This window comes from Olivibacter sp. SDN3 (genome assembly GCF_014334135.1).
Lineage (GTDB): Bacteria > Bacteroidota > Bacteroidia > Sphingobacteriales > Sphingobacteriaceae > Olivibacter.
In genome coordinates this window covers 6,031,293-6,043,599 of record NZ_CP060497.1, presented here as the reverse complement: position 1 = coordinate 6,043,599, position 12,307 = coordinate 6,031,293, and the positions used below count along the sequence as shown (strand labels likewise).

Sequence of the window (12,307 nt, the reverse complement as noted above, 5' to 3'; positions counted from 1 at the left end):
TTTGCAAATATTTTGTATAATGGAAATATTCCCACTGTAAATAAAGGAAAAAGCATTACTTTTAGTGGTTTGATGCGGTTAAATAATAAATATATGGCATTAGAAGAAATCATAAATAGCGATATAAAGGCTGCTATGTTGGCTAAAGATAATACGCGACTAAGAGGGTTAAGAGCTATAAAGTCTGCGCTATTGTTAGCAAAAACAGAAAAAGGGGCCGGAGATGCGCTTACGGAAGAGGCGGAGATAAAGGTGCTTCAAAAGTTGGTTAAACAACGTAAGGAGTCGGCCGAAATTTATCAGCAACAAAATAGAGAAGACCTCTATCAGATTGAAAAAGAGGAGCAGCAGGTTATAGAAACCTATTTGCCCAAACAGCTGAGTAGGGAGGAGATCAGCGAAAAAGTGAAACATATCATTGGCCTAACAGGTGCTGCGAGTATGAAAGATATGGGTAAGGTGATGGGGGCAGCCAATAAAGAACTTGCAGGAAAAGCAGATGGTAAAACGGTGTCTGAGGTAGTAAAAGAACTATTAAGTGCCTTATAGTACTTATTGAGATCTGTATCGCTTGTTCTTCTACAAAGATTTAATATCAGCATTGCTTAATAGCTTAATATTTAAAAGTTAAAAAATATCGAAATCATAATTAATTATATGGAATTGACCATTAAGGAAGATAAAGGTTATAAATATATTGACGAAGGAGAAGGACAGGTTTTGCTTTTACTCCATGGTTTAATGGGAGCATTGAGTAACTGGGAAGAAACAGTGGGAGAGCTTAAAGGAGAATATCGGGTAATTATTCCTATGCTGCCTATTTATGATATGCCAATTATATCAACAGGAGTTAAGAGTTTGAGTAAGTGGTTGGAGAAATTTGTTAACCACATGAATTTGAGGGATTTTGTTCTTGTTGGCAATTCTTTAGGTGGGCATATTGCTTTGATGTATGTTGTGGAACATCAAGATAAAATTAAAGCCTTGGTGCTTGCAGGTAGTTCCGGTTTATATGAAAACTCTTTTGGTGGCTCTTTCCCCAGGAGAGAAAGTTATGATTTTATAAAGGAACGTGTAGAGTTTACTTTTTATGATCCTAAAACAGCAACCAAAGAACTAGTAGATGAAGTTTTTGCTACCGTTAATAATAAGGAGCGTGTAATAAAAACGATCGCAATGGCGAAGTCAGCAATTAGACATAATATGGCAAAGGAATTGCCAGGTATCCATGTTCGGGTTGGTTTGATTTGGGGTAAAAATGACAAAATTACGCCTCCTGATGTAGCCGAGGAGTTTTTAGCTTTGCTGCCAAATGCTGAATTAACATGGATTGATCAATGCGGGCATGCACCAATGATGGAGCAGCCACAGGAGTTTAATCAGCAATTGCGAGCTTTTTTGGATAAAATAGTATAAGACGAGGATTTAGCTAATCTGATTCATTTATTTTTTTATCAGTTTTACTCAGAAAGTATGCTATATAAAAATAATATAAACCAAATGCTCTCTTTTACCGTATTAATATATAGTTATAATAAATACAGACGAGATGTTTGAGTTGCGTACAAATGTTTTTTAACTTAGCATAGAAACGATGACTACCGGTGAATTAATAGTAAACGATATTTATCCTGTCAATTCAGATGATACCTTAAAGTATTTATTAGATAGAATGACAGAATATAAGATCTCCCAGCTACCAGTAGTGCAAGGTAATCTCTATATGGGGCTGTTAATGGAGGATGAGTTACTAGAGCAGACTGCCGATTTAGAAATGAAAGCTATAGCTGTACCCCATACAATGAAACTAATTTTTGTTTATGAGAATCAGCACATTTATGATGCACTACGTCTATTTCACGTGCATCAACTGGATATATTGCCAGTGGTTGACGAGCAACAGCAATATAAGGGCGTGCTTACCTTGAAAAATGTGCTTGATTACTTTGCAGAAAGTTTGGTTTCGGATGAACAGGGTGGAATTGTTGTTTTAGAAATCGGCAGTAGGGACAACTCTATGTCACATATTGCACAAATTGTAGAATCTGATAATACGCAGATTCTCAGTTCAAGTGTCCGTAGCTTCCCGGATTCAACACGTTTGGAAATAACTTTAAAATTGAATAGATCTGATATCTCGTCCATTATTGCTTCGTTTTTGCGGCACGATTATATCGTTAAAGCCATATATAATGATAAAAGGGGTTATGATTCTACTAGAGATCGTTACGATCAGTTAATGAACTATCTGAATTTATAAGCGCAGCCTATACCATCTGCTCACCAGTTTAATGAAATAAATAGCAGAAAAAATAATTATCTCGATGAAACCTGCATGAGCTGTCACTCACAGAAGGAAATAAAAAAGATACAACTCGTGTAAGGTTCATTGTCATTTAAAAATAAACTATCTGATGAAAATAGCCGTGTATGGTAGAGAGTTCCAAAATCAGGTTATTCAATACGTTCAAGAATTATTTGACCTGATGGCCGAGGAAGCAATCGAAGTATGGGTTTACCTCCCTTTTAGAGAATTTCTTGTTGACAAAATAGACTATCCTCAATCCATACACGCCTTTCAATCGAATAGCGATCTTCCACCTGATATTAAGTTTATGTTAAGCCTTGGAGGTGATGGTACAATGCTTGCTGCAGTATCCATTATCGCCGATAGTACAATTCCCGTAACGGGAATAAATTTTGGTAGATTAGGTTTTTTGGCAAGTATCGGGAAAGACAATATAAAGGACGCTTTTCGGGAACTGTTATTGGGTAATTATGATATCGAAAGGCGGGTTCTCTTGAGCTCTTATACATCCAGTGAAGCGCATAAAAATAAGAAAGACCTTTGTTTTGCCCTGAACGATATCACACTTGTTAAAAAAGACAGCTCGGCCATGATGACAGTTCATGCTTATGTAAACGATGAACTGTTAAATTCTTATTGGTCGGACGGTCTAATAATCGCCACACCTACGGGATCAACGGCCTACTCATTGAGTTGCGGAGGACCTATCGTAATGCCGGGATCAGGAAACTTTATTATTACGCCAATTTCACCTCATAATTTAAATGTTAGGCCAATAGTTGTGTCAGATAGTAGCATTATACGCTTAGAAGTTGAAAGTAGAAGCGACGAATTTCTTTTTTCCTGTGATTCGGACACACGTCCCGTTAAAACCAATATATACATTCATATTCGTAAAGCGGATTTCGCTGTGAATCTCATTCGACTTAAGAATGAAAGCTTTTTCAGAACATTGAGACAAAAGCTGCTTTGGGGTTTAGATACTAGAAATTACTGATTAGATGGGTGTATTATTTCTAATAGCTCATTATAAATTAATTCTTTTATCTTTACCAACTTTATTTGGATGAATGGTTACTAGTCTGAAGAAAACACTTTTTGTTTGTTTACTCCTTTCAGGGTGTATAACCAACGTAAGTGCTCAAGATTGGGAATTGGGTTTGGGTGGAGGTATGTCGGGCTATATGGGAGAGCTAAATCAAGATAATCCGTTGAATATAAATGATTGGACTATCGGTTTACTTATCAGGAAAAATCTGAGTAGACACTGGGCGGTTCGGATGAATTTTATACGGGCAAATGTGCAGGGAGACGCTTCTTCTAACTCAAACGAACATCTCCAACAGCAGAAATTGTATTTTAAGACATCTTTATATGAGGCGTCTATCGTTGGAGAGTTTAATTTCTTTAAATTTGAGCCCTCGTATAACCGAGTTTCATATACACCTTATCTATTTGTGGGGGTAGGGGGCTTTCACTTTCAACCAAAGAATTATAATTTTGATGGTGATTTGGTTAACCTTCATCCTTATCAAACAGAAGGAGTGACATATAATAGGTTTGAGGTAAGCGTACCTTTTGGTATCGGTTTTCGATATAATCTAAAAGGACCTTGGAGTGTAGGCGTGGAGTTTGGATACCGGGTAGCCTTTACAGATTATTTAGATGATATTAGTGGGAGCTATATCAGTGCATATGATGGCGTTCCGGAAAGGTACGCTTTAGGAAACGAAGCTTTAGCGCAGCGTAGATATTTTATCGATCCTTCATATGAGACATTGATAGGCACACAACGCGGAGATGGAAGAAAGAGGGACGCCTATATGTTGGCAAATTTTACGTTGACATACGCAATATTCAGGGCAGGGTGTCCTATTTATATAAAAGGGAACTAGTTTAGAAAATGACTAATATTGAATTGATTGACCGCAATAAATTGCCCCAACATATCGCTATTATAATGGATGGTAACGGAAGGTGGGCAAAAGAAAAGGGTAAATTACGTGTATTTGGGCATAAGGAAGGAGTAGAGTCTGTTCGTGATGTGCTGGAGGGAGCGGTAGATTTGGGTGTGCCTTATTTAACTTTATACACATTTTCTACAGAAAACTGGAAACGTCCAAAACTAGAAGTAACAGCTTTAATGGAATTGTTGGTGTCTTCTATTGCTAAGGAAACGAGAACCATGATGAAGAATGGCGTACGCCTGAATGCCATAGGCAATTTAGATGAATTGCCGTCGAAAGCTGTTAAATCATTAAAAAAGTGTATGGAAGATACCTCCACTAATACAAAATGTACGCTTACGCTGGCATTAAGTTACAGTGCCAGGTGGGAAATAACGGATGCGGTTAAATCAATCGCTAAAGCTGCTGTTGAAGGAGAGGTCGATGTAAATAATATTACGGAAACCACCTTTGCGCAATACTTGAACTCATATCCTTTACCGGATCCGGAACTTATGATCAGAACCAGTGGCGAGAAACGTATCAGTAACTATTTGCTTTGGCAATTAGCTTATGCGGAGCTTTATTTTACAGACAAGCTATGGCCCGACTTTAGGCGTGCGGATTTATACGAAGCGGTACTTGAATTCCAAAACCGGGAACGTCGGTTTGGTTTAACAAGTGAACAGCTAAAATAATTGAATAGATAAAATAAAAAAATAGTAATTGCTGAAAATAGAAACGGTTGAAAAAAAATAGTTTAACAAAAATTAACAACTGTTTATTTTACTTTAGCGGCAATAAATAATTTCGATGAAGCGACTTTTTCTTTTAATAGGTATTTACGTTATAGGGGCACAGATAGCTTCTGCTCAGTTTCGAAGATCTTCCAAACCTGATGATGATCTTAGCTATTTGAATCCCAAAGATTACATTATTGGAGGAGTAACGATTAGCGGTACGCAGTTTTTAGATAATGATGTATTGCTTACCATATCAAAATTGGCTATAGGAGATCGGATTGAGGTGCCTGGAGAAGCAACATCCAATGCTATCAAAAATCTGTGGGCGCAGGGCTTATTTGATAACGTGGAGCTTACAGTAGACATGATAAAGGGCGATTCTATCTTTTTTAATATCGATGTAGTGGAGCGTCCCCGTTTAACACGCATTGATTTAAAAGGACTTAGTAAGAGCCAGACCGAAGAGGTGCGTAAACGCTTAAATGAAAATACGGGTAAAATCATTAATGAAAATTTATTAAACACTACCCGTAATACCATTAGTCGTTATTTAAGAGAGAAAGGGTTTTTATATCCCGATATTACTACCACCCAAGTGAAAGACAGCACCGAGGCTAACAACCAGATATTACAAGTGCAGGTCAATCGGAATAAAAAAGTAAAAGCAAAAAAAATCAATTTTACCGGAAATAAAGATTTCTCCAATTACAAGATGCACCGATACCTGAAAAAGGTAAAACAGAAGAGATGGTGGAGATTTTGGGGGCCAGGTAAATTTAACTATGAGAAATATGACGAAGGTAAGGAGGCTCTTTTAGCAAAAATGCGCGATAAAGGTTATCGTGACGCGGTTATTTTACGCGACTCTGTAACACAGTTAGATCGTAAAAATGTACGTATAGATATCGATATTTACGAAGGACCTAAGTATTATTTCGGGGATATTTCCTGGTCTGGAAATGCAAAATATACCGATGAGCAATTGACGAAAATACTAGGTATTGAAAAAGGAGAAGAGTTTAGTGAGGAAAAGCTAAATACAAAGTTACTGGGCGGTGCCAAGCAGACAGGGGCTGACGTTTCCGCGTATTACATGGATGATGGTTATCTTACCTTTCAGGTGGATCCTGTACAGGTAAAAGTATATGGTGATACCATTGATCTGGAGATGCGCATGTATGAAGGACCGCAATACGATGTTAATCGCATCCTATTAAAAGGAAATGATGTAACGAATGATAAAGTGGTCAGGAGACAATTACAGACAAAGCCTGGGCAAAAGTTTTCCAAAACCAATATCATGCGCGATATACGGGAGATTGCCACACTGGGTAATTTTGACGAATCTAAAACGTCACCGGTGCCTAAACCAAACCCTGGTGATGGTACGGTTGATATTGAATATACGGTGGCTGAAAAACCATCTGACCAGGTAGAACTTTCAGGAGGTTTTGGCGCCGGGCGTATCATTGGTACCTTAGGACTAACCTTTAATAATTTCTCCACCGCTAATTTTTTCAATAGAAAGGCCTGGCGGCCACTACCGAGAGGTGATGGACAAAAGCTGAGTCTTAGGGGGCAGACTAGTGGACGGTCTTATCAGTCCTTCAGCTTCTCCTTCTCCGAGCCTTGGTTGGGTGGTAAGAAACCGGTATATTTTGGAGTAAGCGCCTTCACTTCGATGTCCACCTTAGGTGGTTGGGACCCTTATACAGGCAGGGAGCATATTACCGAGACCACACCGCGTATTCGGATGAACGGTGTTACGTTAAGCTTGGGTAAGCGTTTAAAATGGCCTGATTATTTGTTTCAGATTAATTATTCCCTCAACTTGCAGCAGTATAAGTTGAACAATTATAATTCATATTTCTTGTTTGCTAATGGTACTTCTTATAATATCAACTTAACGCAAGAAATCAGCCGTAACTCTTTGAGTGACCCTATTTTTCCTACTTCGGGTTCAAATTTACGTTTTACTGTACAGGCTACGCCACCGTATTCGTTGTTTAACAAAATTAACTATCCTACGGCTCCAGATCATGAGCGTTACCGTTGGGTAGAGTACCACAAATGGAAGTTTGATTCACAATGGTTTCAGACGATAGTCGGCAAATTGGTTTTCAAAGCACAAGCACAGTTCGGTTTTATAGGTTCATATAGTAGTGTTACAGGAACATCGGCCTTCGAGCGTTTCAAATTAGGGGGTGATGGTATGATGGGCTTTGATTTTTTACAGGGCTCTGAAGTTATAGCCATGCGTGGTTATACCAATGGTATGGTTGTACCGGAAAGTATGACCAATAATAATGAGATTACTATCGCTCGTAACTCGGGTAGTCCAATTTATACCCGTTATCAGATGGAATTGCGTTATCCGGTGATGATGAATGAGCAGGCTAAGGTATTCTTATTGGGCTTTGCAGATGCCGGTAATACTTGGGATCAATTCAGAGACTTCAATCCCTTTAAAGTACGGCGTACCGTAGGGGTTGGTGCACGGATCTTCTTGCCAATTTTTGGACTGTTGGGTATCGACTATGGTCATGCCTTTGATCCAATTCCTGGTGTACCGGATAACCAATGGCGGCAGCCGTTTACTTTCAGTATTATGCAGCAGATGGGCGGGTTTAATTAAGAATTGTTATAAAATACCTAAAAATTTCCCATCAAATTCGGATATTTATTGGATATTAAGTGGTTTTTATCAGGTATTGATCAGGTAAACCTGATCAATACCTGATAAAAACCTGGTAAATACCTGATGAATGGCCGAAACAAGCATGAAGATGTTACGATTTTATTAGGAGCTTTTCAACATATTTTGTCAGAACAGCACGGATGCGTCAAGGTTCCAGATCATTTGTTTCAGGTGTCTCCGGTAAGACGGTGGAAGCGCGTACTAGTCTTTCCAGATTGGACCTTACATTTTTTCCAATAGATACGCCTTGCTCAAACGGTTCTGAAATTTGCTATTGGGGTGTTGGGGAAAAAAATGAATTGCTAAAAAATGTTAAATTTTATGCTTACTATCTATTTATGGTATTATCTTTGGCATTAAATTTTGATGAGTATATCAATAGCTAAAGATAGGGGCAAAGATTCTTGCAGAAGAGATTAAACTATTTTGTCTAATGCCTGTCTTTAGAAGAACTGATTGAAGGATTAAATTGCATATTATGAACACTAAAAAAATATTATTTACGTTTGCTTTTTTATTGATTACAGGAACATATGCGTTTGCGCAGCGTTTAGCTTATGTAGATAGCGAATATATCCTGAAACATATTCCGGAATATGTTTCGGCGCAAAAGCAATTAGAAGATATGTCTGAAAAATGGCAAAAAGAAGTGGATGGGCGCTATAGCGAGATTGAAAAGATGTATAAAGCTTACCAGCAGGATCAGGTCATGTTAAGTGATGATATGCGTAAGAAAAGGGAAGATGAAATTGTTCAGAAAGAGCGGGAGACTAAGGATTTTCAACGAAAGATATTTGGTTTTGAAGGAGATCTTTACCAGGAACGATTGAAATTAATTAAGCCGATACAGGAGCGCGTTTCGAAAGCGATACAGGCTGTAGCGGAAAGCCAGAATCTTGAGATGGTATTGGATAAAGGAAGTGAAGTCACCTTTTTATATTCCAACCCAAAACTGGATAGAAGCGATGATGTCATCACAAGATTAGGTTATAAGCCGGAAGGACTTGCAAAATAGGGAATACTTGCTTAAAATTGCACCATTATTGTATGTGTCTTGTATTTATGCAAATATTGGGTATTTCAAACGTAATTAACTTAAACAAATCAGATAGCCTTAAGGGGCCTAGTAAAAACAAATTAAATCAATGAAACATTTATTAAAGTCGGTTTTAGTAGCTGCAGGATTATTTTTAGCCGTTGGCGCGGTAAACGCTCAACAAAAAATTGGTCATATTAATACACAGGAAGTTTTATTCCTGATGCCGGAGTATAAAACCGCTAACGAAGCATTAGAAAGTTTTGTTGGTACGAAACGTACAGAAATTCAGCAAATGGATGCTGAGCGTCAGAAAAAGATTACTGCTTTTTATGACAAACAGAAAACAGTTAGTGAAGCGAATAAAGAAGAAGTAGGGAAAGAGTTGCAAGCATTGCAAGGTGATATCCAGGAGATGGAAGAACGTATGCAGCAGATACAGCAACGTGCAGAGCAAGAGGTAGGCCAAAAGAGAGAGGAAGTATTCCAGCCTGTTTTTGAAAAAGCAGAGCAAGCTATTCAGGCGGTAGCAAAAGAAAAGGGTTATGCTTACGTATTGGATATCTCGCAGCCAGCAACAATTTATTTTGACGGTGGAGAAGATATTAGTTCAGAGGTGAAAACTAAATTAGGTATTGATCCGAATGCTAAGCCTGTTGCTCCAGCTCCCGATGGTGGTGCGGCTCCAGGTGCTCCTGGAACAGGTACACAACAACAACCTGCTATTCCACCAGCAAATTAGTTTTTGAGTATTAATTTGATGGCAATAAAAGAAAGGGGAAGCAACCAAAAGTTGCTTCCCCTTTCTTTTATTGCTTTGGTTTTTTAACATTTGGGAGAAAGTAGGTTAATATACCAATTAAGGGCAGGTATGCACACAGACTGAATACAAAGTTAATGCTGGTATGGTCTGCCACTGTTCCGAGAACTGCAGATCCTAACCCGCCCATGCCAAAGGCAAAGCCGAAAAATAAACCAGAGATCATACCTACTTTTCCAGGTAATAGCTCTTGTGCATAAACTAAGATTGCAGAGAAAGCCGAGGCTAGTATAAAACCGATAACAATAGCAAGGACTGCTGTCCAGAATAGATTAGCATGAGGCAAGAATAATGCAAAAGGTGATGTTCCCAAAATGGAAAACCAGATGATGTATTTTCGTCCAAATCGATCACCCAAAGGGCCTCCAAAGAAGGTGCCGGCAGCAACAGCAGCAAGAAAACCGAAAAGATATATTTGAGATTGCTGCACTGAAACGTTGAACTTATCTATCATGAAAAAGGTAAAATAGCTGGTCATGCTGGCCATATAAAAATATTTAGAAAAAATAAGCACCAACAAGATAATGATTGACCAACGAATACGTGAAGGCGATAGTGTTGGTGCAATTTCACTTACTGCTTGTTGTTTTTTTGATCGGACAATGAGATGAGCACGATACCAAGTTCCCACTTTTAGTAGTGCAATAACGCCTACTAAAGCAATGAGTACGAACCATAAAATAGCCGATTGACCATTCGGTATAATGAGTAATGCCACAACCAGCGGACCGATAGCGCTTCCGGCATTTCCCCCGATTTGAAAAATAGATTGGGCGAGTCCTCTCCTGCCTCCTGAAGCGAGGTAAGCCACCCTTGATGATTCTGGATGGAAGATGGACGAGCCTATACCCACAACGCTAACAGCAAGTAGAATAGTGCCAAAATCAGAAGCCATTGCCAAAGCAATCATACCCCCAAGTGAGAAGAGCATGCCTACCGGTAGAGAGAAAGGAGTGGGCTTTTTATCGGTGAAAGATCCTACGAAAGGTTGCAGGATAGAAGCCATTAATTGATAGGTTAAGGTGATAAGTCCTATTTGCGTGAAACTTAAACCATAGCTTGTTTTAAGAAGAGGGTATACAGATGGAATAACCGATTGTAACATATCATTCACCAAATGCGAAAAGCTGACAGTAAATAAAATGGGATATACGGTTTTTGAAACAGATTGGTTAGAGGTAATCACCTTTTGTGTAGGTGTTTGTTGTGTAGGTGTTTGCTGCATGAAAATTATATTTGACATGCAAACTTAATAATTTACTTAAACTATCGATTGGGAAAAAAATTCACATTTAGTTTACGAAATACGTATTATTTTATTTCTTTGTAGTTGCAATCAACCGGGTGGAAGTTAATTTAAAAACATTCTAAATAAGTGTGTTTGACAAAGTTTTGACAGAGCAACACATGTATAGATGTACTTTTGTCAACTGTATAATATAAAGAGGGTAAAGAGACCTTGGAGCATCTTAAAGTAATAGCATTTACGCATAAACATGTTGACCTAAAAGATTTAGGTAATCTGGTTATTTGCAATGAAGAGCTTGAAAGTAGATTGATTAATGTTAAGAACCATTTTGACATTACCGAGCTTTTCTATATAGGGACCTGTAACCGTGTTGAGTTTGTTTTTTATGGCCAACATCCTCTAACTGATGATTTCATCAAAGGGTTCTTGAGAGGACTGAATTTCTGTGTTCCTAATGAGCAGTTTGATCAGTTCTTAAATCAGGTAACTACCTACGAAGGTCTCGATGCGCTAAACCACCTCTTTCGAATGTCATGCTCTTTAGAAAGCCTTGTAGTTGGTGAAAAGGAAATTTTGGCTCAGGTACGTAGAGCTTATGAGCGATGTAGGAAAGGAGGTTTTACGGGTGATTTTATGCGCTTGATGATGAACAGCTTAGTGAAAACGGCTAAAGAGGTGTATACCCATACCCGCATATCGCGTAATCCTGTGTCGGTTGTTTCCCTAGCCTACCGTAAAATGCGGGATTTAAAGTTTGTTGAAAATCCAAGGATATTAATCGTTGGTGCTGGCGAGACAAACCAGAATATTTCTAAATATCTCCAAAAACATAAGTATTCAAATTTTGCGGTTTTTAACCGTACATACGATAAGGCGAAGCGTCTGGCAAGGGAATTGCATGGAGAAGCTTATACGCTGGCGGACCTATGGAAGTATAAGAAAGGTTTCGATATATTGATTACCTGTACAGGCTCAACAGATCCCGTGATTACTCCAACTGTTTATGAATCACTTCTTAATGGGGAAACCTCCAAAAAAATTGTTGTTGATTTAGCTATTCCCAATGATGTATCGGACGATGTAGTTAACAATCACCTGATGCATTATATAGAAGTGAGTGGGTTACAGGCCATTGCTAATAAAAATCTCCAGGAGCGTTATAATGAACTTATTCATGCTGAACGTATTATCGAGTCTAATATTGCTGAATTTATGCCTATATTGAAGCAACGTAAGGTGGAGTTGGCTATGAGGTGTGTACCCGAAAAAGTGAAAGAGATAAAATCGTTTGCGCTGAATACTGTTTTTGCCAATGAGCTCAATACACTGGATGCAAATTCCCGTGAGGTACTGGAGAAGGTGATTAATTATATGGAGAAAAAATATATCAGTGTTCCCATGATTATGGCCAAAGAAATACTGGTGGCAAAGAGCAAAGAAACTTCAGATAATTAAAGATTGCTTATTACAATCGCATAAATTTTTTATTTTTATGGCACATTAAAGA

Annotated in this window: 11 protein-coding genes; 10 read left to right on the top strand and 1 reads right to left on the bottom strand. The window is 38.3% G+C overall.

The genetic code is table 11. The features are described from left to right. Nucleotides 1–93: 93 nt before the first annotated feature. The 9 genes from H8S90_RS25535 to H8S90_RS25495 all read left to right on the top strand — a co-directional run bounded on the left by H8S90_RS25535 (nt 94) and on the right by H8S90_RS25495 (nt 9,473). The gene (locus H8S90_RS25535) at nt 94–549 is read left to right on the top strand and encodes a GatB/YqeY domain-containing protein (RefSeq protein ID WP_187340559.1); all 456 of its coding nucleotides are present in this window, start codon (nt 94–96) and stop codon (nt 547–549) included. 108 nt (nt 550–657) lie between these two features. Then, nucleotides 658–1,416, top strand: coding sequence for an alpha/beta fold hydrolase (locus tag H8S90_RS25530; RefSeq protein WP_187340558.1), 759 nt, complete (start codon nt 658–660; stop codon nt 1,414–1,416). A 178-nt stretch (nt 1,417–1,594) separates the two neighbouring features. Further along, nucleotides 1,595–2,260: a CBS domain-containing protein gene (locus H8S90_RS25525; RefSeq protein WP_187340557.1), complete on the top strand. Its 666-nt coding sequence runs from the start codon at nt 1,595–1,597 to the stop codon at nt 2,258–2,260. Nucleotides 2,261–2,414: 154 nt separating this feature from the next. Then, nucleotides 2,415–3,305, top strand: a complete 891-nt coding sequence (locus H8S90_RS25520) for an NAD kinase (RefSeq protein ID WP_187340556.1) — start codon at nt 2,415–2,417, stop codon at nt 3,303–3,305. A 73-nt stretch (nt 3,306–3,378) separates the two neighbouring features. Then, entirely contained in the window at nt 3,379–4,203 is an 825-nt protein-coding gene (locus H8S90_RS25515; RefSeq protein ID WP_187340555.1) for a DUF6089 family protein, read from the top strand. Nucleotides 4,204–4,211: 8 nt separating this feature from the next. After that, on the top strand, nt 4,212–4,952 hold the full coding sequence (locus H8S90_RS25510; protein ID WP_187340554.1) for an isoprenyl transferase: 741 nt from the start codon (nt 4,212–4,214) through the stop codon (nt 4,950–4,952). Nucleotides 4,953–5,067: 115 nt separating this feature from the next. Continuing rightward, complete coding sequence (gene bamA, locus H8S90_RS25505) at nt 5,068–7,632, top strand: outer membrane protein assembly factor BamA (RefSeq protein ID WP_187340553.1); 2,565 nt, start codon at nt 5,068–5,070, stop codon at nt 7,630–7,632. A gap of 541 nt (nt 7,633–8,173) precedes the next feature. Then, nucleotides 8,174–8,710, top strand: a complete 537-nt coding sequence (locus H8S90_RS25500; RefSeq protein ID WP_187340552.1) for an OmpH family outer membrane protein — start codon at nt 8,174–8,176, stop codon at nt 8,708–8,710. Nucleotides 8,711–8,840: 130 nt separating this feature from the next. Continuing rightward, nucleotides 8,841–9,473 (top strand): OmpH family outer membrane protein, encoded by a 633-nt coding sequence (locus H8S90_RS25495; RefSeq protein ID WP_187340551.1) that lies wholly within the window; start codon nt 8,841–8,843, stop codon nt 9,471–9,473. Between the two features lie 67 nt (nt 9,474–9,540). Here H8S90_RS25495 and H8S90_RS25490 read toward each other — a convergent pair whose 3' ends face one another. Beyond that, nucleotides 9,541–10,794 (bottom strand): MFS transporter, encoded by a 1,254-nt coding sequence (locus H8S90_RS25490; protein ID WP_305082283.1) that lies wholly within the window; start codon nt 10,792–10,794, stop codon nt 9,541–9,543. 216 nt (nt 10,795–11,010) lie between these two features. Between H8S90_RS25490 and hemA the strand changes: the two genes are divergently transcribed. After that, entirely contained in the window at nt 11,011–12,255 is a 1,245-nt protein-coding gene (gene hemA, locus H8S90_RS25485) for a glutamyl-tRNA reductase (RefSeq protein WP_187340550.1), read from the top strand. Nucleotides 12,256–12,307 lie beyond the last annotated feature (52 nt).